The sequence below is a fragment of the Allobosea sp. genome (genome assembly GCF_017308015.1).
Taxonomy (GTDB): domain Bacteria; phylum Pseudomonadota; class Alphaproteobacteria; order Rhizobiales; family Beijerinckiaceae; genus Allobosea.
In genome coordinates, this window is sequence record NZ_JAFKFW010000011.1 from 36,983 (window position 1) to 59,713 (window position 22,731).

Here is a 22,731-nt window from a genome sequence, read left to right on the forward strand (position 1 = left end):
GCGCCTGCCGATGTTTTTTCCGGCTTCATCCACATCGCAGGAAAATCTTAGCCTTTAGCCGGGTTGAATGAGAACAAAATCAACGTAAGGTGCGATGGTGCGTCGCATCATCGCATGTTGCGCCGCCGGAAGGGTGTCTGATCGCATGCACGGGGCCGCCATGTCGTTTGCCTATCATGCCTACGAAGCGGTTCACATGATGGTGAGCCCGGTGCGCGGGATTTCGGATGCGATGCATCTGGCCTTCAAGAACCCGGCCAATCCGTTGACCTATACGCCGTTCGGGCGCAGCGTCGCGGCCTCCTGCGAATTGTTCGAGCGCATGACGCGCCGTTACGGCAAGCCCGCCTTCGGTCTCGATGAGACCACGATCAACGGCGTCAAGGTCGCCGTCGAGGAGCGGGTCGTCTGGGAGCGGCCGTTCTGCAAGCTGGTTTATTTCGACCGCAAGATCCCGGCCAGCCGCCGCAAGCCGCAGCCGAAGGTGCTGCTGGTCGCGCCGATGTCCGGCCATTACGCAACGCTGCTGCGTGGCACGGTCGAGGCTTTCCTGCCCGGCCACGAGGTCTACATCACCGATTGGGTCGATGCCCGCCTCGTGCCGCTCTCCGAGGGCCGTTTCGACCTCGACGACTATATCGACTATGTCATCGGCATGCTGCAGATGCTGGGTCCGGACACCCATGTCATGGCGATCTGCCAGCCGTCCGTGCCGGTCATCGCCGCGATCGCCCGCATGGAAGCCGAATCCGACCCCTGTGCGCCGCGCTCGATGACGCTGATGGGCGGCCCGATCGACACCCGCCGCTCGCCGACCGCCGTCAATCAGCTCGCGATGGAGCGCGGCACGGACTGGTTCCGCCGTAACTGCATCACCGTCGTGCCCTTCCCGAGCCTCGGCGCATTCCGGCAGGTCTATCCCGGCTTCATGCAGCTCTCGGGCTTCATGGCGATGAATATCGACCGCCACGTCACCGCCCATTACGACATGTTCAAGCATCTCGTCAGCGGCGACGGTGACTCCGCCGAGAAGCATCGCGACTTCTACGACGAGTACCTCGCGGTGATGGATCTGACCGCCGAGTTCTACCTCCAGACCGTCGACACCGTCTTCGTGAAGCACTCTCTCCCGAAGGGCGAGATGATGCATCGCGACAAGCCGGTCGACCTCTCGGCCATCCGCCGCGTCGCGCTGATGACGGTCGAGGGCGAGATGGACGACATCTCCGGCGTCGGGCAGACACAGGCCGCGCATGATCTCTGCGTCAACATCCCCGCTGGCAAGCGCGCCCATTATCTCCAGCCGAAGGTCGGCCATTACGGCGTCTTCAACGGCTCGCGTTTTCGCGCCGAGATCCAGCCGCGCATCTCCGATTTCATGGTCAGCCTCGACATGGAGGCGGCCCGGGAGCGCCGTAACGACAGCGCCAGGGAACAGCGCAAGGCGCTGAAGGTCGTCGGTTAAGCCCCTTTCGGATCGCTCGCGAATCCCGCACAATCGCGGGCGATGCGCATTTCCCTGTTCAGGCGCCAGCCGGACCCCGACCGGATCGAGGTCGTGCATGCCGGCATGCGCTATGCCGTTCTGGTCAAGCGCCGCGTCGCCGCGCGGCGGATGACCTTGCGCGTCTCGCAGGCGACCGGCGAGATCACCCTGACCTTGCCCGAGCGGGCCGATTTCGCCGCAGGCCGCAGCTTCGCCGAGAATCATGGCGGCTGGATCGCGGCGCGCATGGCCAAGCGCCCTCGCGCTGTGCCCTTCGAGCCCGGCCAGAGCATTCCCTTGCGCGGTGTGCCGCATCGCATCGTCCACTGGTCGAAGGCACGCGGGCTGACGCAGGCGACGCGCGATGCCGACGGCGCACCCGTCATCGCGGTGGCCGGCGACGCCGCCCACGTTTCCCGTCGGGTCAAGGATTTCCTGCGGAAGCTCGCGCTCGACGATCTCGAAAAGGCAGTGCGCCGCCACACCGCGACGCTCGGTATTCCGGCCCGCAAGATCACTATCCGCGATACGACGAGCCGCTGGGGCTCTTGTTCCTCGCAGGGGCATCTCAGCTTCTCCTGGCGATTGATCCTCGCGCCGTCCCCGGTGCTTGATTATCTCGCGGCCCATGAGGTGGCGCATCTCAAAGAGATGAACCATTCGCATCGCTTCTGGGCGCTGACCCACAAGCTCTGTCCCGGTACCGAGGAGGCTGAGGCCTGGCTCAAGCGCTATGGTGCGGGCCTCCACGGCTATGGTTAAGCCGGCAGCCTTGCCGCAATTCCGCCGTTAACCACTTTCTGAAGCCTGCCCCCGCACACTGAAGACCGATTCGTTTTCAGCGTGAGTATGCCTATGGGTCAGGTCATCGCGTTCCGCCTTCCGCAACAGCCGGCTGCCGCCGTCGAGCCGGCGCTCGGCCTGATGTCGGCCGTCGATTTCGCCTTGCGCGATCTCGCCGAGATTCTTCCCCATATCGCGCTGGATTCGGCGCGCCAGCAGGCCGAGGCCTGCCGTGCGATGCTGGCACAGGCTTTCGACGCCGAGATCGAGGCCGAGCTCGGAAACTGATCCGGCCCCCGCGCATGCCGCCCCCGGCGACGGTGCGGGTTGCTGAACCGGCTGAAATATCGAACCTTTCCGGGAAAGAGCCGGTGATCCGCCGGCCGGCATAACGCCCGGGAGGCTTCATCCGTGTTTCTGACCAACAGCGATATGGTCGATCTCGTCGATCTCCGGCATCGGCTGCATCGCCGCCCCGAAATCTCGGGAGAGGAACGCGAGACCGCCGCGACGATCGTCGCGTTCCTGAAGCCGACCTGTCCTGATCGCATCGTTACCGAGCTCGGCGGCCATGGCGTCGCCGCGATCTGGGAGGGTTCGGAGTCGGGCCCGACCGTGCTGATCCGGGCCGAGCTTGACGCGCTCCCCATCGAGGAACTCTCGGACAGCGACCATCGCTCCGAAATCCCCGGCAAGGGCCATCTCTGCGGCCATGACGGCCATATGACCATTCTCGCCGGTCTGGCGCGCGGCCTGCAGCGCAACCCGCCGAAGAAGGGCCGTGCCATCCTGCTGTTCCAGCCGGCGGAGGAGACCGGCGCCGGCGCCGCCGCCGTCATGGCCGATCCGAAATTCGAGGAGATCGTGCCGGACTACGCCTTCTCCCTGCATAACCGCCCGGGCGTCCCGGTCGGCCATGCCCGCATCTCGGAAGGTGCCGCCAACTGCGCCTCGCGCGGCATCAAGATCATCCTCACCGGCGAGACCTCGCATGCCTCGACGCCGGAGCATGGCCGCTCGCCGGCTCCGGCCGTAGCAACGCTGATCCCTGCTCTGACAGCCTTGGGACCGGGCGGGGCGCTCGATGCCGATTTCCGGCTCGTTACCGTGACACATGTCGAGATCGGCGAGCAGGCTTTCGGCATTGCGCCGGGCCATGGCGAACTCTGGGCGACCTTGCGCACCGTCAATGACGCGCAGATGGGCGCGCTCTGCGAAGCCGCCGAGAGGCTCGCGCGCGAGGCGGCCGAGGCTGGCCGGCTGACCGTCGAGATCAGCTATCACGACATCTTTCACCACTGCGAGAACGAGCCCGAGGCCGTCGCGATGCTGCGCCGGGCGATGGACGAGGAGAAGGTCCCGCATGGCCCGACGCCGCCCTCGCGCGGCTCGGAGGATTTCGGCCTGTTCGGGCGCCGCTCGAAGTCCGCGATGTTCCTGCTCGGCTCGGGCGAGACCGCGCATCTGCACAACCCCGATTTCGATTTCCCGGATGATGCGATCGGCCCCGGCGCGCGCGTCTTCATGCGGGCCTTGCGCAATCTGCTCGGCGAAGCCCGCTCGCAGGCCTGAGGGAGCAAGACATGGCTATGAACTGGACCGGCGCCGCGACCCGTGCGCAGGAGATCGTCGCGAACTGGCAGCGCGAGGCGGGGCCGGGCGGCGCCGTCGTGCTCTTCGATCGCGACGGGGTGCGTGAGACTTTTGCTGGCGGTCTCGCCAGCATCGAATACGGTGTCCCCTTCACGCCGCAGACGCCGAACCGCTTCGCCTCGATCAGCAAGCATATCCTCGCGGTCGCCTTGCTGCGGGCCGGCATCCCGCTCGATGCGCCGCTCGGCCGTTGGCTCGGCGAACTGCCGGCGACGCTCGCCGAGGTCGAATTCGGGCGTGCCCTCGACATGACCGGCGCTCTGCCGGACATGATGGAGTGCTTCTGGCAGCAGGGCTTGCCCTTCACCGCGACATTGAATGCGGAGGAGGTCTTCGCGCTTGCCCGCCGCTTGCCCTCGCTGAGTGCCGAGCCCGGCACCGAGATGGCCTATTCCAACACCGGCTGGCGGCTGGGGCAGCGCATCCTCGAGCAGGTCACGGGCAAGCCGTACAAGGAGACCGTCGCGGAACTCTCCGGCGAAGTGGGAGCCGCCTTCCGCCTGCCCTATGACGGCTCGGAGATCGTGCCCGGCCTCGCCACCGGCTACTGGAACGACGGGGCGGCCTGGCGGCGTGGCCATAACGGCCCCCATTTTTCCGCATCGGGCGGAATCGTCGGCTCCGCCGCTGATCTCGCCGGCTGGGCCTCGGCTCTGCTGGCCGGCCGCGGCCCGCTCGCGGGCATGCTGGAGCGTCTGACGGCGCCCCGCCATTTCGCTGACGGCAGCGAGAGCGTCTATCGGCTCGGCCTCGTCGCCAGCCGGCTCGGCGAGACCGCGATCGTCGGCCATGGCGGCTCGCTCGCCGGTTATCGCAACCATTTCTGGATGTCGCCGGCCCATGGCGTCGGTGTCGTCGTGCTGAGCAATCGCGAGGAAGAGGCGCTCTGGCCGGCCCTGACCGTGCTGGCGGACCTGCTCGGGCAGGACTTGCCGACGCTCGCAAACGCGCCGGTCGGCCTCTTCGCCAGCGACGAGGGGCCGTTCTGGGCCGAGCTCGCTGCGGATTCGATCAGCTACATGGGTGGTTTCGAGCGCCTGATCACCGATGGCGACGGCGGTCTGCGCAGCCTGCCCGCCTATCTCGATATCCGCCTGAAACAGGACGGGCAGGATCGCCTTACCGGCCTGATCGGCGGCGTGCGGCGCTCGCTCGCGCGCGTGCCGGCCGATACCCCGCTCGATGCGCGATTGATCGGGCGCTGGCGCGATCCTAACTTCGGCACGGAGATCGAGATCCGGGCCGATGGCACTGCCTTGATGCCCTGGCCTTCAGGCGGAACGGTCTCGCAACTGACGCCGCTGCCGAATGGCCGCGCGCTCGCCGATCTCCTGCACGGACCCTGGCGGTCGCGGCCCTGTCTGTGGCTCGATGCCGAGGGCGACTTGCGGGTCGCCAGCCATCGGGCAAGGATCTTGCAGATGAAACGCGTCTGAAACGCGCCGACTGAGGTGGCTCCGCTGAGGGGTGGGGCCGCAAGGCCGGCGACGAAGGAGGAGAATGCCCGATGCAACTGTCCCGTTTCACCGCCGCGCTGCTGCTGTCGGCGGCTGCACTCCTGCCGCTATCGGCTTCGGCACAGTCGCAGCCGGCTTCGAACCGCGTCCTGCGCGTCGCGCCGCATGCCGATCTGAAGACGCTCGATCCCGTGGCAGCCTCCATCGTCATCACCCGCATGCACGGGCTGATGATCTACGAGACACTCTTCGCCTGGGATTCGAACCTTCAGCCGAAGCCGCAGATGGTCGAGAGCTTCGAGACCTCGCCGGACAAGCTGACCTGGACCTTCAAGCTCCGTCCCGGCCTGAAATTCCATGACGGCCAGCCGGTCACGACCCGGGACGTCATCGCCTCGCTCGGCCGCTGGATGAAGCGCGACACCATCGGCGGCAAGCTCGCGGAATATACCGACGGCATGGAAGCGGTGGACGACGCCACCTTCCGCCTCAAGCTGAAGCGCCCGATGGCGCTGGTGCCTTTCGCGCTGGGCTCGGCGGTCGGCCAGATTCCCGTCATCATGCGCGAAGCCGACGCCAAGTCGGACCCGATGAAGCCGATCACCGAGACGATCGGCTCCGGCCCGTTCAAGTTCAACCGCGAGGATTGGCGCAGCGGCTCGAAGGTCGTCTATGACCGCAATCCAGACTACGTTCCGCGCTCCGAGCCGGCCGACGGGCTCGCCGGCGGGCGCGTCGTCAAGGTCGATCGCGTCGAATGGCAGATCATGCCGGATGCGGCGACCGCCGCTGCCGCGCTCCAGACTGGCGAGATCGACATCTGGGAGCAGCCGAGCCAAGACCTGATTCCGGTCATCTCGGCCAACAGCCAGGTCAAGGTCGACCGCTATTCCAACCTCGCCAACCAGGTGATGCTGCGGCCGAACCATCTCCACCCGCCTTTCGACAATCCCAAGGCCCGGCTCGCCTTGGCCTATGCCACCGATCAGGCCGATTTCCTCGCGGCGGGCTTCGGTGACGAGGAATGGTGGAAGCGTTGCAACGCCTATTTCGTCTGCGGCGGCCCGAACGGCACGGAAGTCGGCAGCGAAAGCTATGCCAAGCCCAATCTCGACAAGGCGCGCGAGCTTCTGAAGGAGAGCGGCTACAAGGGCGAGAAGCTCGTGCTGTCGACCAGCAACGACATCGCCCCGATCGGCCGCATGGCCGAGGTCGCGGCCGCCTCGCTCAAGGCCGTCGGCTTCAATGTCGATGTCCAGTTCGCCGACTGGGGCGCCGTCACCACGCGCCAGCAGAACAAGAGCCCGCCGGACCAGGGCGGCTGGAACCTCTTCGTCACCTATGCCTCGGGCGCTACCATGCAGTCGCCGCTGACCAATATCGGCACCAACATGGCCTGCGAGCGCGCCTGGTCCGGCTGGCCCTGCGATGCCGAGGCCGAGAAGCTGCGTGGCGCGTTCGTCGATGCGCCCGACGATGCCAGCCGCAAGGTGGCGCTGGAGGCATTGCACAGGCGCCTGACCGAGATGCAGCCCTATCGCGTGCTCGGCCAGTTCGACCAGCCTTATGCAAGGCGCACCAATGTCGCCGGCGTCCTGGCGGCGCCGGTCATGCTGTTCTGGAACGTCGAGAAGAAGTGACGCGCTAAAGCGTCGCGCGCCACACGAAATCGCGGCTCTCGCCCGGCGCCAACTTGAGGATGCCGGGCTTCTCCGCGATTTCGCCTTGCCAGCCGGCGGGGCTCGCCATGCTGTACCAGGGCTCGATGCACAGGAACGGCGCGCCTGTCGGCTTCGACCAGATGCCGAGGTCCTTGTAGCCTTCCCAGCTCACGGTCAGGGCGCGGCGCTCTCGTCCTGACGCGTCGAGCGCGGCAAAGCGCACGGAGCGGTTTGCAGCGTCCGGGATCACGATCGCATCGTTGGCGAAAAGGCTCTCATCGAGTGGCAATTCGGTGCCGGAGAAGGGCAGGGGGATCGGTGCTGTCAGCAGGCCGGCCTCGACGCCGAGACCCTGACCGGGCTCTGTCTGCGGGAAGGTCAGGCGATGCGCCTGCTTCGAGACATCCTCGCTCAGCGGCCAGAGAAAGGCCGGATGCGCGCCGACACCGCAGACCAGCTCGACCTCGGCGGGATTGCTGACCCGCGAGGTCACGGTCAGCGTATCGCCCGCGACTTCGTAGATCATCTGCAACACGAACCGGAACGGATAGATCGCCAGCGTCTCCGGGCTTTCCCGCAGTTCCAGCACGGCCCGTTCGGCGCTGCGCTCGACCCAGGTGAACAGGCTGTCGCGCGCGAAGCCGTGCTGCGTCAGCCGGTAGGAGCGTCCCTGATGGATCAGCGTGTCACCCGTGAGCCGTCCGACGATCGGGAACAGCACCGGCGCATGGCGCGGCCAGTCCGGCCCGCCATGCCAGAGCGCCGGTCCGTCCGCGTCGGAGAGCGCGATCAATTCGCCGCCTTGCGCCCGGAGCGTCGCACGCAGCCGGTCGGAAGCAATCTCATGGGTCTCGCTCATCATCGTCTCCGTCGGCCGCTCCTGTCCCGATAGCCGATCGGTGCCGGCGAAATCCACTGCGCTTTCCGGATGTGTCGCATGCCTTCAGATGCGCGCGCCTCTTGCGGCGGGGCGCGTTTCGCGCGATTCCGCTACCTGTGCCGAAGGAGGCAAGCCTTGCTGATCACCCGCCGCCACTTCGCCGCCGGTTCGCTCGCCGCGCCAGCCATCTTGAACGGTGGTTTGGCCTTTGCGGCCGGTCGTCCCATGACCGTCGCGTCGCTCCTCGGCGAGGACAAGCCGGAGACCCGGGTCTGGCGGCGTATTGCCGAGATCCTCGCCAGCACGGCGCCCGGCCGTTTCGACCTGCGGATCGTGCCCAATGCGGCGCTTGGTGGCGAGAAGGAGGTGGCCGAGGGCCTGCGTCTGGGTTCGATCCAGGCGGCGCTCTCGACCGTGTCCTCGCTGTCAGGCTGGGTTCCTGCCGGGCAGATCCTCGACCTGCCCTTCCTGTTCCGCGATCGCGGCCATCTTGCGCGCGTGCTGGCCGGGCCGCTCGGCGTGGAGCTCAGGAAGCTCTACGAGGCACAGGGCTTCGTCGTGCCGGGCTTCATCAATTACGGCGCCCGCCATTTGCTGGCGAAGGAGCCCTTGACGACGCCTGCCTCGGTCAAGGGCAAGCGCATTCGCGTTATCCAGAGCCCGCTGCACACCGCGCTCTGGTCGGGCTTCGGCGCCTTTCCCACGCCGATTCCGATCCCCGAGACCTATAACGCTCTCAAGACCGGCGTGGTCGACTGCATGGACCTGACCAAATCCGCCTATGTCGGCTTCCGTCTGCATGAAGTTGTGCCGGTGCTGATCGAAACCGGCCATATCTGGGCGAGCGGCGTCGTGATGTTCGCGGCGCCCTTCTGGAAAGCGCTGACGCAACAGGACCGCGAGGCGCTGACGGCCGCTGTGACCGAGGGTATCGCCTATTTCGACGAGTTGATGCGGGCGGACGAGGAAGCCTCGATGGCGCGCGCCAAGGCCGAAGGCGGCAAGGTCGTGCCGGCCGAGAACCGCCAGGGCTGGCAGGATGGCGCGCGCAAGGTCTGGGAAGGCTTCGCCCCGCAGCTCGGCGGCATGTCGGGCATCGAAGCCATCGCGCAGAGCGCGTGAAACCAGCATTGAGGACGAGGACCATGACGCTTTCGATCGACCATATCGTCATCGCCGTCGCCGATCTCGACGCCGCCATCCGCGACTACACCGCGCTCGGCTTCACGGTTCTGCCCGGCGGCGAGCATCCGCGCGGCTCGCGCAATGCGCTGGTCGTGTTCGAGGACGGCGCCTATCTCGAGATCATCGCCTTTCCGCGCCCGCTGCCGGACTATCGCTGGTGGCAGGTGCTGGACCGTGCCGGCCCCGGCCTCGTCGACTATGCCGTGCTGCCGGATGATCTCGACGCCGATCTCGCCCGTGCCCGCGCCGCCGGCATCGTCATGGACGGCCCGATCGACGGCGGCCGGCTCAAGCCCGACGGCACGCGCATCGCCTGGCGTTCGGCCCGTCCGCCCGAGCCCGATATCCCTTTCCTCTGTACCGATGTGACCGCCCGCAGCCTGCGCGTTCCTGAAGGAGCGGCCCGCCGCCATGCCAATGGCGTGACCGGGGTCGCCGGCGTCACCGTGGCGGTGCAGGACCTTGCAACCTCGGTCGCGCGCTATCGCGCTCTGCTCGGGCAGGAGCCGGTCGCTCTGGGCGGCCTCCCTGGGTTGGGCTTCGGGCTCGCGCAGTTCCGCATCGCCCGGCAAACCCTGTCCCTGACAGAGCCGCGCGGCCCGGCCGCGGCCAGCCTCGGTGAGCACCTCGTCCGCCGCGGGCAGGGCGCTTACGCCGTCTCCTTCTACGGCCCGGACGACGCCCGCCTGGACGAAGGCCTCGCCCATGGTGCCCGCCTGGAAATCGTCCGCGACCTCTGAGCGCAGGGCTCCGTCATGATGCGGTCACGCGGGCGGGCGAGAGCGGCCCGTTACCTTAAAATAGTTCTATTTATGTAGTAATAACAAGCTCTTGCATCGAATCACCGGTGCGCTTATCTCTCCCTCGCGATCAGTGAATCAGCCGACGGAGGGACCGGAATGGGTGGAGTCACCGAGGTCGATGTCGCGGCCGCGATCGGCCGCATCGACGAGATCATCATCCGCGAAATCGTCCGCACCGGCGCGAGCCGGCCTGAACTGCGCCGGGCGCTTGCGCTGGCCAAAGGACCGGGCGATCTCGATGCCGATGCGGCATTGCCGCCTCACATGCAGCGCCTCGTGGAGTTGCTCGCAGTTGCCTTGCCTGAGCAAGGACCGAAACCCATCCAGGGGCCACAGCGCCGCCTCCATGCCGCCATCAAGGGCATCGAACGTGCAGCCTGATCTGGGGAGCGCCGAATCGCTGGGGACCGCCCGGGCCGAGATCCGGGAAGCGGTCATGACAGCTTTTTGCGCCGCGCTCCGCGATACTCGCCTGCCGCCTCTCGCCCTGATCGAGCTGGCGGCGGCGGTGGTCGGTTCTGTCTACAGAGAGGTGGCGGATGCTCATTGCGGTGACCAGCCATGCCCTTGCGGCTGGCATCCGCGCCTCCCGGAGGATCTGGAGGCGCTTCAGACGGCGTTGGCGCTGAGCGCCACGCCCACCCTGCAGCCCGATCTCGCCAGCATGGTCGTGCTCGGCCGGGCCTGATCTCGCATTCCGCGCGCCGGCCATGCTAGATCGCCGCAAAGCGGCGGAGCGGCATGCGCAACATCCTCATCATCGGCATCGGGTCCGGCAATCCCGACCACATGACGGTCGAGGCGATCGAGGCGCTGAACCGTGCCGATATCCTGTTCATCCCCGACAAGGGCGAGGAGAAGGCCGCCTTGCGCGCCCTCCGCGAGGCGATCTGCGCCCGCTTCATCCGCAAGCCGGGCTACCGCACGGTTCCCGTCGAGATCCCGCGCCGGGCCGAAGCCGGCAGCGACTACCATGGCGTCGTCGACGACTGGCATGAGCGCATCGCCGCGCGCTACCGCGCCCTGTTCGAAGCCGAACTGCAGGACGGGCAGACCGGCGCGCTGCTCGTCTGGGGCGACCCGGCACTCTACGATTCGACGCTGCGCATCATGGAGCGCGTCGCCGCCTCGGGCCTCGGCCTCGACTGGCGGGTTCATCCCGGCATCAGCAGCGTCCAGGTCCTGGCAGCGCGCCACCGCATCCCGCTCAACACCATTGGTGCGCCGATCCTGATCACCACCGGGCGTAAGCTGGCGGCCGGCTTCCCGGCCGATCAGGACAGCGTCGTCGTCATGCTCGACGGCGAGCAGACTTTTGCAAGGGTCGATCCTGTCGGGATCGACATCTACTGGGGCGCCTATCTCGGCACGCCCGACGAGATCCTGCGTGCCGGCTCACTGGCCGAACTCTCCGCCGAGATCGCCGAGGTGAGGGCGGAAGCCCGCGCCCGGCATGGCTGGATCATGGACACATACTTGCTGCGCCGCCGCCCGGCTTGACGCAGGCGCCTGCATCCGCCATCGCTCGCGCCGATCTTTCTGGAAGCGCCGGAGCCGCCCGATGTCCCTTACCGATCTCGCCGCCACCATCGACGCCGCCTGGGAAAACCGGGCCGAGATCGGCTTCCAGACCAAAGGCGCTGTCCGTGAAGCCGTCGAGCAGGCGATCGAGATGCTCGATGCCGGCCAGGCACGCGTCGCCGAGAAGCAGGGTGCCGACTGGATCGTGCATCAGTGGCTGAAGAAGGCGGTGCTGCTCTCCTTCCGCCTCACCGACAACGTCATCATGGCGCATGGCCCGGGCGAGAGCGTGTTCTGGGACAAGGTACCGTCGAAGTTCGAGGGCTGGGGCGAGAACCGCTTCCGCGCGGCGGGCTTCCGCGTCGTGCCGCCGGCAGCAGCGCGCAAGGGCTCCTTCATCGCGTCCGGCGTCGTGCTGATGCCATCCTTCGTCAATATCGGCGCCTATGTCGATTCCGGCACCATGGTCGACACCTGGGCGACGGTCGGCTCCTGCGCCCAGATCGGCAAGAACGTGCATCTCTCGGGCGGCGTCGGCATCGGCGGCGTGCTCGAGCCGCTGCAGGCCAACCCGACCATCATCGAAGATAACTGCTTCATCGGCGCCCGCTCCGAGGTCGTCGAGGGCGTGATCGTCGGCGAGGGCTCGGTGCTCTCGATGGGCGTTTTCATCTCGGCTTCGACGAAGATCGTCGACCGCGCCACCGGCCAGGTCCATGTCGGCAAGGTGCCGCCCTATTCAGTGGTGGTGCCGGGCTCGCTGCCGGGCAAGCCCTTCCCGGATGGCACGCCGGGCCCGGCGCTCTCCTGCGCCGTGATCGTCAAGACGGTCGACGCGCAGACGCGCTCCAAGACCGGTATCAACGAGTTGCTCCGCGACTGACCTGGTCGCGCTACGTCATGCCCGGGCTTGACCCGGGCATCCCGGAAGCCAGCATCTTCTCATTCTGAGATTCTCGGGTCCGCGCGATGCGCGGCCCGAGAGCGACGTGGTGCGGGTGCCTCAACCCACCGGGGAGGGAGCGCCTGTGCCCTGCGGATAGGGCTCCGGCGGCTCGGTGGCGGGTGGCGTCGTGCCATGGGCGTCGGCCAGCGCATCGCGCAGCTTCTGCTCCTGCGAACGGTCCAGCGAGGTCTTGAGCACGGTGCCGCCGGTGCCGCGGATCGCCTCCAGCACCTTGTCGCCGGTCACCTTGTTGACCAGTACGAACAGCGCCGCATTGCCGGGCTGCAGGCTGGTGGACAGATCCTTCATGAATTTGTCGTCAACGCCGTAATCGGTCAGCGCTCCGCCGAGCGCGCCGGAGGCTGCGCCGAGCGCGGCACCGAAGATCGGCATCAGGAAGATCGCGCCGATCAGCAGTCCCCAGAAAGAGCCGGAGACGGCGCCGAGCGCGGTCGTGTTCAGGAGCTGGTTCAGCTTCACCTTGCCGCCTTCGTGCATAACCGCGATGGCGGCATCGCCGATCTCGATCAGGTATTCCTTCTGCAGGCCGATCAGCTTCTGGCGCATCTCCTCGGCGCGGGCCTCGGTCGGATAGACGATGACGACGAGATCGGACATGGCGGAACTCCTGGCTAGCGGATGCTGGCCCGTGTGCATGACGGGCTCATGGCAACGCGCAGTCCGGAGCGGTGGTTCCAATCCTGTCTATTCGCCTCCGATCGCCTTGGCCGCCTCGACCGCGCGGCCGCGCAAGGGCAGTTCCTGCATTCGCGCCAAAGACAGCCAGGCGAGTGCGAAGCCGAGGCTCGCGGCGCCGAAGACATAACGGAACAGCACGACCATGATCTCGCGATCGACGGTGCCGAGCTTCAGCGCCTCGGGCGAGAGTTGTGCGCCCGCACCCCCGACGCCGCCGAGTACGATCGCGCCGAACACCGCGACGATCAGCGCCCCGCCGATCTGGCGGAAGAAATTGGCCACCGCCGTCACCGTGCCGAGCTGATGCGCCTGCACGGCATTCTGGATCGCCACGGTGGCGACGGGCAGCAGTGTGCCGAAGCCGATGCTGACGATCGCCAGGATCACGCAGAAGGGCAGGAGCGGGATCTGTCCCGAGAAGACGGCGAGCACGGCAGCGCCTGTCATTGCGACGAAGAGCCCGGCCAGCGGCACGCGCTTGTAATGGGTGAGATGCGACATCGCCCGGCCGGAACTGGTCGCGCCGACGACCGTGCCGCAGGTCAGCGGCAGCAGGCCGAGGCCGGAATGGGTGGCGCTCAGGCCCATCACCGTCTCGAAATAGAGCGGCAGATAGATGGTGAGGCCGATGAATGTTCCCATGCCGAACCCGGCCGCGACCGTCCCGCGCCTGACCACGCCGTTGCCGAAGAGATCGAGGGGGATCAGCGGCTCCGCGGCCCGGCGCAGGCGCCAGGCGAACAGCATCCAGAGCACGAGCGAGGCTGCGACGAGGCCCGCGATCGGCAGGGAGCGCCAGGGATAGGCGGTGCCGCCCCAGGACAGGGCGAGCAGCAGCGACACCGTCGCCAGCGTCATCAGCATGGCGCCGAGCACATCGAGCTTGTGCGGGCGCTCATGGCGCGGCAGCCGCTTCAGGGCCGCGTTCGACATCCAGTAGGCACCGAGCCCGAGCGGCAGGTTGATCCAGAAGATCACCGACCAATGCAGCTTTTCCGCGAGGAAGCCGCCCAGCACCGGGCCGAGCAGCGAGGAGGACATGAACACGCTGGCGAAATAGACCTGATAGCGCCCGCGCTCCTTGGGCGGCACCATGTCGCCGACGATGGTCTGGGCGAGCGCGATCAGCCCGCCGCCGCCGAGCCCCTGCACGAAGCGGGCGATGACGAGCAGCCAGAGCGAAGGCGCCAGCGCGCAGGCGATCGAACCGATCACGAAGACGACGATGCCGGCGAGCAGCGTCACCCGCCGGCCGTGGATATCGGCGAGCTTGCCGTAGAGCGGTGTCACCGCCGTCGAGGCGAGCAGATAGATCGTGACGATCCAGGAGAGATGCGTCACGTCGTTGAGGTCGCGGCCGATCGTCGGCAGGGCGGTCGCGACGATGGTCTGGTCGAGGGCGGCGAGAAACATCGCCAGCATGACGCCGATCAGGATCGAACGGATATCCGCGGGCGTCATGGCCGCGGCCTGGGCTGGGGTGTCGAGCCGCTTGTCCATGAACTGTATTCTTGCTTGCGTATCAGGAATGGCAGGAGCGTACTCATAGCGGGCGTTATGCGCCAGAGACACAGTGGCGGGACGGCTCTGCGGCATGGGCGGGGCAAGCAGCCGCGGCTCAGCCGAGGCTGCGCAGGGTCTCGCGCAAGGTTTCCGGTGCGGCGCCGGGCATCGCGGTCTCGATCGCTGCGTGTGTCTGCTCCCAGATCGGCACTGCCGATGCGAGCAGCGCCCTGCCGGCTTCCGTCAGCGTCAGAAGTCGGCTGCGGCGATCGGCCGGGTCGACCGCGATATCGACGAGGCCGCGCCGCTGCAGCGGCTTCAGCGCGGCGGTGAGCGTCGTGCGGTCCATCGCCAGCAATTCGGCCAGCGGGCCGAACGTAGCCGGTACCGGGCGGTTGAGGGCCATCATCAGCGAGAATTGGCCGTTGGTCAGGCCGACCGGCCGGAGCGCGTCGTCGAAACGGCGCGCCAGCGCCCGGGCCGCGCGCTGCACATGCAGGCACAGGCAATGGTCGCGCACATGCAGCGTCATCGCAAAGGGAACGATTGGTTTGCCGTCCATGTCGTCTGCATGTTGACTGCCGTTAGGCAAGTCAAGCCAAGCTCGACCAAAGAGATTCCATGCCGATTGATGAGGCGGCGCCGGGAAGCGCTATGGGGTTCCCGGATGGCGCCAGGAGGAAGGGTCGATCATGCCGCTGCTTGCCGCGAAGAATGCCACTCTGGTCATCATCGACTTCCAGGCGAAGCTGATGCCGGCGATCCATGACGGTGAGACGGTCTTGCTCAATGCCGGGCGCCTCGCCGAGACGGCGCGCCTGCTCGGCGTGCCCGCGGTCCTGACCGAACAATATCCGCGCGGCCTCGGCGCGACGGTTCCTGCACTGGCGGGTGTCGCTCCGCCCGTGACCAAGATGAGTTTCGACGCCTGCGCCGAGCCGGCCTTCCTCGAGGCTGTGGAGGGGGATCGTGAACTAGTGGTCTGCGGCTGCGAGGCGCATGTCTGTGTCGGCCAGACCGTGCTCACCTTGCTGGAGCATCGCCGCCGCGTCGTGGTGGTCGCCGACGCGATCGGCTCGCGCGTGCCGGAATCGCGGGCGGTCGCATTGAAGCGCATGGCGAACCACGGTGCCGAGATCGTCACCACCGAGATGGTGCTGTTCGAATGGCTGCGGAGCGCCGAGCATCCGCAGTTCCGGACGGTCTCGAAGCTGATCCGCTAGAGCCCTGCGGACGCCGCGATCAGAGCGGCTTCTTGATCGCCTTTGCGATGACGCCGACGATGCCTTCGCGGAAGAGCAGGACGCAGAGCACGAAGATCACGCCCTGGACGACGGTGACCCAGGCACCGAGCGTCGCGAGATAGTTCTGCATCGCGACGATGACGATGGCGCCGACGATCGGGCCGAATACGGTGCCGAGCCCGCCGACCAGCGTCATCAGCACGACCTCGCCTGACATCGTCCAGTAGACGTCGGTCAGCGACGCCAGCTGGAAGACGATCGCCTTGGTCGCGCCGGCAAGGCCCGCGAGCGTCGCCGAAAGCACGAAGACCATCAGCTTGTACTGGTTGGCGCGGTAGCCGAGTGAGATCGCGCGGGGCTCGTTGTCGCGGATCGCCTTGCAGACCTGCCCGAAGGGCGAGTGTATGACGCGGTAGATCAGCAGCAGTCCGCCCATGAAGATGGCGGCGACGAGCCAGTAGAGCGCGCGGTCGTCGGCGAGGCTGACGAGGCCGAGGAACTTGCCGCGCGGCACCGCCTGGATGCCATCTTCGCCGCCGGTGAAGCGCGGCGTCTGCAGCGAGAAGAAGAACACCATCTGGGCCAGCGCCAGCGTGATCATGGCGAAATAGATGCCCTGGCGGCGGATGGCGAGCGCGCCGAAGACGAGACCGAGCACGGCGCCGACGGCGGTGCCGAACAGGATCGCGAGCTCGGGCGTCAGGCCCCAGTTCTTGGCGGTATAGGCCGACACATAGCTCGCCATGCCGAAATAGGCGGCGTGGCCGAAGGACAGCAGGCCGCCATAGCCGAGCAGGAGATTGAAGGCGAGCGCGAACAGCGCGAAGCACAGCACCTTCATCACGAAGACGGGGTAGGCGACGAAGGGCGCGATCACGAGCGCCACGGCGATGGCGATGAACAGGTTGCGGTGCAGGCGCGCCGTGCTGTCGTCGGTCTCGGCGAGCGTGAGGCCGGTGGCGGCAGCGTCGGTCGAGGCAAGGTCGGTCATGTCGTTGTCCTTGCTTGCGTCAGGCCGTGCGGCCGAACAGGCCGGCGGGCTTCACCAGCAGCACCAGCACCATGATGACGAAGATCACGGTCGCCGCGCCTTCCGGGTAGAACACCTTGGTCAGGCCCTCGATCAGGCCGAGCGAGAAGCCGGTGATGATCGCGCCCATGATCGAGCCCATGCCGCCGATCACGACGACGGCGAAGACGACGATGATCAGGTCGCCGCCCATGTTCGGGTTGACCGAGTAGATCGGTGCGGCGAGCACGCCGGCGAAGGCGGCGAGCGCCACGCCGAAGCCGTAGGTCAGCGTGACCAGCAGAGGCACGTTGATGCCGAAAGCCTGGGTCAGGGTCGGGTTCTCTGTCGCGGCCCGCAGATAGGCGCCGAGCTTGGTCTTCTCGATCAGGAACCAGGTGCCCAGGCAGACCACGAGCGAGGCGACGATCACCCAGGCCCGGTAGTTCGGCAGGAACATGAAGCCGAGATTCTGGCCGCCGGTGAGCTGCGGCGGGATGGCATAGGGCAGACCGGAGGAGCCGTATTGGTTGCGGAACACGCCCTGGATGATCAGCGCCAGGCCGAAGGTCAGCAGTAAGCCGTAGAGATGGTCGAGATGGGCGATGCGCTTCAGCAGCAGCCGCTCGACCGCGACGCCGGTCGCGCCGACGATGATCGGCGCCAGCAGCAGCGCTGCCCAGTAGTTGAGGCCGAGGTAGTTCAGACACATCCAGGCGACGAAGGCGCCCATCATGTACTGCGCGCCATGCGTGAAGTTGATGATGTTGAGCAGCCCGAAGATCACCGCCAGCCCGAGGCTGAGGATGGCGTAGAACGAGCCGTTGATCAGGCCGAGGAGAACCTGACCGAACAGCGCCTGCGGCGGGACTCCGAGAAGTTCGAACATGCGGGGCTCAGATCATCATGTGGGGCGGGCTCTTGAACCTCTTCGTCATCCCGGCCAGGCGAAGCGCAGGGCCGGGATCCATCGTAGAGTTCCGGAGCCTCCGATGGATCCCGGGTCGACCTGGGGTCGCCCGGGATGACGGCGGAGGACGTCTGGGCGGCATTCAGCCGCGCGTTACTTGACGAGCGAGCAGCCCGTCTCGGCCAGCGGCTGGAAGGCCTGTTCCGCCGGCAGCACCGAGATCTGCTTGTAGTAGTCCCACGGCCCCTTCGACTCCGAAGGCTTCTTGACCTCGTAAAGATACATGTCGTGCATCTTGCGGCCGTTCGGGCGGATCGTGCCCTTGCCGAAGAGCGGATCGTCCGTCGGCATTTCCTTCATCTTGGCGACGACGGCGGCCGCATCCTTGCCCTTGGTCGCCTCGACCGCCTTCAGATAGTGCAGCAGCCCGGAATAGACGCCGGCCTGGACCATGGTCGGCTTCTTGCCGCCGTTGAGCTTGGCGAAGCGCTCCGACCAGGCGCGGGTCCCGTCATCCTTGTCCCAATAGAAGGATTCGGTCAGGACGAGGCCCTGCGCCGCCTGCAGGCCGAGCGAGTGCACGTCGGTCAGGAAGACGAGCAGGCCGGCGAGCTTCTGGCCGCCGGCGACGATGCCGAACTCGCCCGCCTGCTTGATCGCGTTGGTCGTGTCGCTGCCGGCGTTGGCGAGGCCGATGACCTTGGCCTTGGAAGCCTGCGCCTGCAGCAGGAAGGACGAGAAATCGGTGCCCGGGAACGGGGTGCGGACCGCGCCGAGCACCTTGCCGCCGTTCTTGATGACGGTAGCGCTGGCGTCGCGCTCCAACGCGTGGCCGAAGGCGTAGTCCGCGGTCAGGAAGAACCAGGTGTCACCGCCGGCCTTCACCATGGCGCCGCCGGTGCCCTGCGCCAGGGCGTAGGTGTCATAGGTCCAGTGGATGGTGTTGGGGCTGCAGGCCTTGCCGGTGAGGTCCGAGGTGCCGGCGCCCGAGTTGATATGGACCTTGTTCTTCTCCTTGGTGATCTGGCTCACCGCCAGCGCGACCGAGGAGGTCGGAACGTCGAGGATCAGGTCGACGCCGTCCTGGTCGTACCATTGCCGGGCGATGGTCGAGCCGACATCGGGCTTGTTCTGGTGGTCGGCCGAAACGATCTCGACCTTGATGCCCTTGTCGGCCGCCTTGAAGTCCTCGACCGCCATGCGCGCCGCGATCACCGAGCCTTCGCCGGCAAGGTCGGCATAGAGGCCTGAGCGGTCGTTCAGAACGCCGGCCTTGACCGTGATCTGCTGGGCGAGCGCCGGGGCCGCCATCAGGGCCGCGAGCGCCGTGGTCGCGAGAATCGTCTTAAGCTTCATGATCGTTCTCCCTCTGTTGATGCCGGGCGAGCCGGTATTGTTCTGGTGGATCGCGCTGCTTCAGACGCCGAGATAGCGATGCAGCTTGTCGATATTGGCGTCGAGCTCGGCATTCGGGATCATGTCGATCACCTTGCCTTGCTCGACCACATAGTGCCGGTCTGCGACCGTCTGGGCGAAGCGGAAGTTCTGCTCGACCAGGATGATGGTGAAGCCGTCCTGCTTCAGCTTCGCGATGGTGCGGCCGATCTGCTCGATGATCACCGGCGCCAGGCCCTCGGTCGGCTCGTCGAGTAGGAGCAGATGCGCGCCGGTGCGCAGGATGCGGCCGATCGCCAGCATCTGCTGCTCGCCGCCGGAGAGCTTGGTGCCCTGGCTCTTCAGGCGCTCCTTGATATTGGGGAACAGCGTGAAGATCGCGTCGAGCGAAAGTCCGCCGGGCCGGACCTGCGGCGGCAGCATCAGGTTCTCCTCGACCGAGAGCGAGGAATAGATGCCGCGCTCCTCCGGCACGAAGCCGATGCCGAGTCTTGCAATGGCCCGAGAGGGCAGGGCGATCGTCTCCTTGCCTTCCAGCAGGACCGAGCCCTTGCGCTTGCCGATCACGCCCATGATCGACTTCAGCGTCGTGCTCTTGCCGGCGCCGTTGCGGCCGAGCAGCGTCACGACCTCGCCGGGCGCCACGTCGAAATCGATGCCGTGCAGGACATGGCTTTCGCCATACCAGGCCTCGAGCCCGCGCACCGCGAGCAGCGGTGCGGTGCCGGCGGCAGCGGCCGGCATCTTCAGGGCTTCAGTGGTGGCCATGTCCGCCTCCCGAGCCGATATAGGCCTCGACCACGCGCGGATCCTTCGAGACGGTGGCGTAGTCGCCTTCCGCCAGCACCTGGCCGCGCGCCAGCACGGTGATGCGGTCCGAGAGCGAGGCCACGACGGAGAGATTGTGCTCGACCATCAGGATCGTGCGGTTGGCAGAGATCTTGCGGATCAGCGCGGCGATGCGCTCGACATCCTCGCGGCCCATGCCGGCCATCGGCTCGTCGAGCAGGAGCATTTCGGGGTCGAGCGCCAGCGTCGTCGCGATCTCCAGCGCGCGCTTGCGGCCGTAGGAGAGTTCGCCTGCGGTCAGCCCGAGGAACGAGGTCAGGCCGACCGCATCGACCAGGGCCGCCGCTTCGGCATCGAGTTCCTTGAGCGATCGCTCGGATCGCCAGAAGTCGAACGAATCGCCGCGCTTGCGCCGTTGCAGCGCGATGCGGACATTGGTCAGAACCGAGAGCTGGGGGAACACGGCCGAGATCTGGAAGGATCGGACCAGCCCGAGCCTGGCGATCTCCGCCGGCTTCTCGCGGGTGATGTCGCGGCCATTGTAGACGATCGAGCCGCGCGTTGGCGCGAGGAACTTGGTCAAGAGATTGAAGCAGGTCGTCTTGCCGGCCCCGTTCGGTCCGATCAGGGCGTGAATAGACCCGCGGCGCACGCTGAGGTCGACGCCATTAACAGCTGTAAAGCCGGCAAATTCTTTGGTAAGACCTGATGTCGAAAGAATAGTATCCTCAGGCATGCCGGTTGCCAGCCTTCATCAGCTTTATCTTTCTTCTTTGAGCGGTTCCCCTTGCATGGCATGCTGCACCGCGCTCCGAGCATAAGTCAACGCTGGCAGGCTTCAAATCGGTGTTGGCAGACGCGCACTCATCCCTTCGTCTTATGTCGCGCATCTCATGCGTTCGGAGGATGCGGATACCGCCATACCGGCTCGATGCTCGCGGTCCGGCGCGCGACAGGGGAGCGGATTTGAACCGGCGCCACGGTTCGCGCGACCAAGGGATGTTCCGGTTTACCGCCGGAGCGTGTTGCGGTAGAAAAGGCGGCTGGCTTTCATCCATATTGCTGCCTTGTTTTTTGATCGTGCGCTGCGCCGACCGTTGCGGGCGGGCAGCCGATTGCCGAATTGGGGAGATTGTCGTGAGCTTCGCGTCTCTGGTTTCAGGGTTCCGTGCCCGAATGGCTGTCGCCTTTGCGCTGGTGCTCTCAGCGGTGGCGCTTGCCTCTCCTGGCTCTGCTGCCGTGCCCGAGCGGCGGGTCGCGCTCGTCATCGGCAACAGCGCCTATACGGCGGTGCCGCCGCTCGCCAATCCGCAGCGGGATGCCAAGGGGATCTCGGCAGCGTTGAAGCGCCTCGGCTTCGATGTCGTGGAAGGCTATGACCTCAAGATGGACGAGATGACGGGCATCGTGCGCGAGTTCGCGCAGAAGCTCGACGGCGCCAAGGCCGGTCTCGTCTACTATGCCGGCCACGGCATCGCCGTCGGCGACGAGAACTATCTCATCCCCGTCGACGCCTCGCTGCGCTCCGAAGCCGATCTCGATTTCCGGGCGGTGAACGTCCAGCTCGTGCTGCGCCAGATGCAGCGCGACGAGCGCGTCAATATCGTGATTCTCGACGCCTGCCGGGACAACCCTTTCGCCGCCCAGCTTGCCGCCAAGTCGCGTGCCGTCACCCGCGGCCTGACCGCGATCGAGACGCAGTCCGCCTCCGGTATCCTGATCGCCTTCGCCACCGATCCGCGCGCCACGGCGCTCGACGGCGAGCGCGACGGCAACAGCCCCTTCACCAGCGCATTACTCAAGCATATCGAAACGCCCGAGGTGTCGATCACCACGGTGATGGACCGCGTGCGTGCCGATGTCTGGGAGAGCACCGGCAAGAAACAGAAGCCCTGGACCAATTCATCGATCATCGGCGAGTTCAAGATGAACCCGACGCTGAAGCTCGCAGCCGTCGATCCGGGCGTGGCCGCCACCAAGACCATCGACGCCGCCGTGCCGATGCCGGCCATGCCGGCGGCCCCCTCGCTCGATCGTGCCCAGATCGATATCAAGACCTGGGAAGTGGCGGAGCGCGGCAATTCCGCTGCCGATTATCGTGCCTATCTCGACGCCTTCCCGTCGGGCCAGTTCGCGACCTTCGCCCGCAACCGCCTCGCCAGCCTCGAAGCGGCGAAGCCGGCCGCCGGCTTCCTCGCCACGCCTCCCGGCGTCAACGACGAGGCGCTCAAGAAGGAGATCGGGACAGCGCAGACCGAGACCGCGATGAAGCTCGAGGCCAAGGACCGTCGCGAGGTGCAGGCCCGCCTGCGCGTCAGCGGCTTCCAGCCCGGCAAGGCTGCCGCGACCTTCGGCCCGAGCCATCGCAAGGCGATCCAGGCCTGGCAGAAATCGCGCAGCATTCCGGAGACCGGCTTCCTGACGGCGATGCAGGTCAGCGCGCTGCGCGCCCAGAGCGAGACCGCCTATCAGGCCGTCCTCGCCGAGGAAAAGGCTGCTGCCGAGAAGAAGCGCAGCACCAAGTCGGCCGGAGAAGGCAAGGCTGCCACTCGGAATGTGAGCTCCTATGAGGGCGACGAGATGTATCGGCGAGACCTCGCTCGCGAGCGCGGCGAGACCTATCAGGGAACGACGACGCCGCGCCGCGGCACGACCAGCACCGGCTATCAGGGCCGCGTCCGGACGCGTGAAGGCGATGCCGGCGACAGCGCTGGCGCCGCGATCTTCGGCGGTATCGTCGGCGGTGTGCTGGGTGGCGCGATCGGCGGCGGCTTCCGGCGCTGACGGAACGCTCCCTGCTTCCATGA

General features: G+C 66.7%; 23 protein-coding genes. 14 read left to right on the forward strand and 9 right to left on the reverse strand.

Translation table 11 applies throughout. From position 1 onward, the window contains the following. The first annotated feature begins 160 nt into the window (after positions 1-160). The 6 genes from J0I42_RS11305 to J0I42_RS11330 all read left to right on the forward strand — a co-directional run bounded on the left by J0I42_RS11305 (position 161) and on the right by J0I42_RS11330 (position 7,019). Positions 161-1,465 (forward strand): polyhydroxyalkanoate depolymerase, encoded by a 1,305-nt coding sequence (locus J0I42_RS11305; protein ID WP_291654930.1) that lies wholly within the window; start codon positions 161-163, stop codon positions 1,463-1,465. 42 nt (positions 1,466-1,507) lie between these two features. Continuing rightward, complete coding sequence (locus J0I42_RS11310) at positions 1,508-2,248, forward strand: M48 family metallopeptidase (protein WP_291654931.1); 741 nt, start codon at positions 1,508-1,510, stop codon at positions 2,246-2,248. A 93-nt stretch (positions 2,249-2,341) separates the two neighbouring features. Further along, positions 2,342-2,557 (forward strand): hypothetical protein, encoded by a 216-nt coding sequence (locus J0I42_RS11315; RefSeq protein WP_291654932.1) that lies wholly within the window; start codon positions 2,342-2,344, stop codon positions 2,555-2,557. 123 nt (positions 2,558-2,680) lie between these two features. Then, positions 2,681-3,841: an amidohydrolase gene (locus tag J0I42_RS11320; RefSeq protein ID WP_291654933.1), complete on the forward strand. Its 1,161-nt coding sequence runs from the start codon at positions 2,681-2,683 to the stop codon at positions 3,839-3,841. Between the two features lie 11 nt (positions 3,842-3,852). Beyond that, the gene (locus J0I42_RS11325; protein ID WP_291654934.1) at positions 3,853-5,358 is read left to right on the forward strand and encodes a serine hydrolase domain-containing protein; all 1,506 of its coding nucleotides are present in this window, start codon (positions 3,853-3,855) and stop codon (positions 5,356-5,358) included. A gap of 71 nt (positions 5,359-5,429) precedes the next feature. Further along, positions 5,430-7,019 carry an ABC transporter substrate-binding protein gene (locus tag J0I42_RS11330; RefSeq protein WP_291654935.1) on the forward strand — a complete coding sequence of 530 codons (1,590 nt, stop codon included), beginning with the start codon at positions 5,430-5,432 and terminating at the stop codon, positions 7,017-7,019. Positions 7,020-7,023: 4 nt separating this feature from the next. On the opposite strand, the gene J0I42_RS11335 is transcribed toward J0I42_RS11330, so the two are convergent. Then, on the reverse strand, positions 7,024-7,899 hold the full coding sequence (locus J0I42_RS11335; RefSeq protein WP_291654936.1) for an aldose 1-epimerase family protein: 876 nt from the start codon (positions 7,897-7,899) through the stop codon (positions 7,024-7,026). 156 nt (positions 7,900-8,055) lie between these two features. On the opposite strand from J0I42_RS11335, the gene J0I42_RS11340 reads away from it, so the two are divergent. The 6 genes from J0I42_RS11340 (at position 8,056) to dapD (ending at position 12,312) form a co-directional block, all read left to right on the forward strand. Beyond that, positions 8,056-9,042 (forward strand): TRAP transporter substrate-binding protein, encoded by a 987-nt coding sequence (locus J0I42_RS11340; protein WP_291654937.1) that lies wholly within the window; start codon positions 8,056-8,058, stop codon positions 9,040-9,042. 23 nt (positions 9,043-9,065) lie between these two features. Continuing rightward, positions 9,066-9,845: a VOC family protein gene (locus J0I42_RS11345; RefSeq protein WP_291654938.1), complete on the forward strand. Its 780-nt coding sequence runs from the start codon at positions 9,066-9,068 to the stop codon at positions 9,843-9,845. A gap of 159 nt (positions 9,846-10,004) precedes the next feature. Beyond that, positions 10,005-10,289, forward strand: coding sequence for a hypothetical protein (locus J0I42_RS11350; protein WP_291654939.1), 285 nt, complete (start codon positions 10,005-10,007; stop codon positions 10,287-10,289). A 55-nt stretch (positions 10,290-10,344) separates the two neighbouring features. After that, positions 10,345-10,596, forward strand: coding sequence for a hypothetical protein (locus tag J0I42_RS11355; protein ID WP_291654940.1), 252 nt, complete (start codon positions 10,345-10,347; stop codon positions 10,594-10,596). Positions 10,597-10,649: 53 nt separating this feature from the next. Then, positions 10,650-11,408, forward strand: coding sequence for a precorrin-6A synthase (deacetylating) (cobF, locus tag J0I42_RS11360; protein ID WP_291654941.1), 759 nt, complete (start codon positions 10,650-10,652; stop codon positions 11,406-11,408). Positions 11,409-11,469: 61 nt separating this feature from the next. Beyond that, positions 11,470-12,312 (forward strand): 2,3,4,5-tetrahydropyridine-2,6-dicarboxylate N-succinyltransferase, encoded by an 843-nt coding sequence (gene dapD / locus J0I42_RS11365; protein WP_291654942.1) that lies wholly within the window; start codon positions 11,470-11,472, stop codon positions 12,310-12,312. A 120-nt stretch (positions 12,313-12,432) separates the two neighbouring features. Here the strand turns inward: dapD and J0I42_RS11370 are convergent, their stop codons facing one another. The 3 genes from J0I42_RS11370 to J0I42_RS11380 all read right to left on the reverse strand — a co-directional run bounded on the left by J0I42_RS11370 (position 12,433) and on the right by J0I42_RS11380 (position 15,139). Beyond that, positions 12,433-12,993 (reverse strand): DUF1269 domain-containing protein, encoded by a 561-nt coding sequence (locus tag J0I42_RS11370; RefSeq protein ID WP_291654943.1) that lies wholly within the window; start codon positions 12,991-12,993, stop codon positions 12,433-12,435. A gap of 87 nt (positions 12,994-13,080) precedes the next feature. Then, on the reverse strand, positions 13,081-14,574 hold the full coding sequence (locus tag J0I42_RS11375) for an MDR family MFS transporter (protein ID WP_291654944.1): 1,494 nt from the start codon (positions 14,572-14,574) through the stop codon (positions 13,081-13,083). A 118-nt stretch (positions 14,575-14,692) separates the two neighbouring features. Beyond that, on the reverse strand, positions 14,693-15,139 hold the full coding sequence (locus J0I42_RS11380; RefSeq protein WP_291654945.1) for a MarR family winged helix-turn-helix transcriptional regulator: 447 nt from the start codon (positions 15,137-15,139) through the stop codon (positions 14,693-14,695). Positions 15,140-15,269: 130 nt separating this feature from the next. Between J0I42_RS11380 and J0I42_RS11385 the strand changes: the two genes are divergently transcribed. Then, positions 15,270-15,800: an isochorismatase family protein gene (locus J0I42_RS11385; protein ID WP_291654946.1), complete on the forward strand. Its 531-nt coding sequence runs from the start codon at positions 15,270-15,272 to the stop codon at positions 15,798-15,800. Positions 15,801-15,819: 19 nt separating this feature from the next. On the opposite strand, the gene J0I42_RS11390 is transcribed toward J0I42_RS11385, so the two are convergent. The 5 genes from J0I42_RS11390 to J0I42_RS11410 form a co-directional block, all read right to left on the reverse strand. Continuing rightward, a complete protein-coding gene (locus J0I42_RS11390; protein ID WP_291654947.1) occupies positions 15,820-16,812 on the reverse strand; it encodes a branched-chain amino acid ABC transporter permease in 993 nt (330 codons plus the stop codon). A gap of 19 nt (positions 16,813-16,831) precedes the next feature. After that, complete coding sequence (locus tag J0I42_RS11395) at positions 16,832-17,719, reverse strand: branched-chain amino acid ABC transporter permease (protein WP_291654948.1); 888 nt, start codon at positions 17,717-17,719, stop codon at positions 16,832-16,834. Positions 17,720-17,893: 174 nt separating this feature from the next. Beyond that, positions 17,894-19,096: an ABC transporter substrate-binding protein gene (locus J0I42_RS11400; RefSeq protein WP_291654949.1), complete on the reverse strand. Its 1,203-nt coding sequence runs from the start codon at positions 19,094-19,096 to the stop codon at positions 17,894-17,896. A 60-nt stretch (positions 19,097-19,156) separates the two neighbouring features. Then, complete coding sequence (locus J0I42_RS11405) at positions 19,157-19,903, reverse strand: ABC transporter ATP-binding protein (protein ID WP_291654950.1); 747 nt, start codon at positions 19,901-19,903, stop codon at positions 19,157-19,159. Continuing rightward, complete coding sequence (locus tag J0I42_RS11410) at positions 19,890-20,660, reverse strand: ABC transporter ATP-binding protein (protein WP_291654951.1); 771 nt, start codon at positions 20,658-20,660, stop codon at positions 19,890-19,892. Before J0I42_RS11410 ends, J0I42_RS11405 begins: the two co-directional genes overlap by 14 nt. Before the next feature lie 401 nt (positions 20,661-21,061). On the opposite strand from J0I42_RS11410, the gene J0I42_RS11415 reads away from it, so the two are divergent. Next, positions 21,062-22,708, forward strand: a complete 1,647-nt coding sequence (locus J0I42_RS11415; RefSeq protein ID WP_291654952.1) for a caspase family protein — start codon at positions 21,062-21,064, stop codon at positions 22,706-22,708. Positions 22,709-22,731: the final 23 nt, after the last annotated feature.

Bases quoted from the DNA above. Each gene is read 5' to 3' on its own strand.
- J0I42_RS11305 (WP_291654930.1), top strand. From the start codon at position 161: ATGTCGTTTGCCTATCATGCCTACGAAGCGGTTCACATGATGGTGAGC.
- J0I42_RS11310 (WP_291654931.1), top strand. From the start codon at position 1,508: ATGCGCATTTCCCTGTTCAGGCGCCAGCCGGACCCCGACCGGATCGAG.
- J0I42_RS11315 (WP_291654932.1), top strand. From the start codon at position 2,342: ATGGGTCAGGTCATCGCGTTCCGCCTTCCGCAACAGCCGGCTGCCGCC.
- J0I42_RS11325 (WP_291654934.1), top strand. From the start codon at position 3,853: ATGGCTATGAACTGGACCGGCGCCGCGACCCGTGCGCAGGAGATCGTC.
- J0I42_RS11330 (WP_291654935.1), top strand. From the start codon at position 5,430: ATGCAACTGTCCCGTTTCACCGCCGCGCTGCTGCTGTCGGCGGCTGCA.
- J0I42_RS11335 (WP_291654936.1), bottom strand. From the start codon at position 7,899: ATGAGCGAGACCCATGAGATTGCTTCCGACCGGCTGCGTGCGACGCTC.
- J0I42_RS11345 (WP_291654938.1), top strand. From the start codon at position 9,066: ATGACGCTTTCGATCGACCATATCGTCATCGCCGTCGCCGATCTCGAC.
- J0I42_RS11350 (WP_291654939.1), top strand. From the start codon at position 10,005: ATGGGTGGAGTCACCGAGGTCGATGTCGCGGCCGCGATCGGCCGCATC.
- J0I42_RS11355 (WP_291654940.1), top strand. From the start codon at position 10,345: ATGACAGCTTTTTGCGCCGCGCTCCGCGATACTCGCCTGCCGCCTCTC.
- cobF (WP_291654941.1), top strand. From the start codon at position 10,650: ATGCGCAACATCCTCATCATCGGCATCGGGTCCGGCAATCCCGACCAC.
- dapD (WP_291654942.1), top strand. From the start codon at position 11,470: ATGTCCCTTACCGATCTCGCCGCCACCATCGACGCCGCCTGGGAAAAC.
- J0I42_RS11370 (WP_291654943.1), bottom strand. From the start codon at position 12,993: ATGTCCGATCTCGTCGTCATCGTCTATCCGACCGAGGCCCGCGCCGAG.
- J0I42_RS11375 (WP_291654944.1), bottom strand. From the start codon at position 14,574: ATGGACAAGCGGCTCGACACCCCAGCCCAGGCCGCGGCCATGACGCCC.
- J0I42_RS11380 (WP_291654945.1), bottom strand. From the start codon at position 15,139: ATGGACGGCAAACCAATCGTTCCCTTTGCGATGACGCTGCATGTGCGC.
- J0I42_RS11385 (WP_291654946.1), top strand. From the start codon at position 15,270: ATGCCGCTGCTTGCCGCGAAGAATGCCACTCTGGTCATCATCGACTTC.
- J0I42_RS11390 (WP_291654947.1), bottom strand. From the start codon at position 16,812: ATGACCGACCTTGCCTCGACCGACGCTGCCGCCACCGGCCTCACGCTC.
- J0I42_RS11395 (WP_291654948.1), bottom strand. From the start codon at position 17,719: ATGTTCGAACTTCTCGGAGTCCCGCCGCAGGCGCTGTTCGGTCAGGTT.
- J0I42_RS11400 (WP_291654949.1), bottom strand. From the start codon at position 19,096: ATGAAGCTTAAGACGATTCTCGCGACCACGGCGCTCGCGGCCCTGATG.
- J0I42_RS11405 (WP_291654950.1), bottom strand. From the start codon at position 19,903: ATGGCCACCACTGAAGCCCTGAAGATGCCGGCCGCTGCCGCCGGCACC.
- J0I42_RS11410 (WP_291654951.1), bottom strand. From the start codon at position 20,660: ATGCCTGAGGATACTATTCTTTCGACATCAGGTCTTACCAAAGAATTT.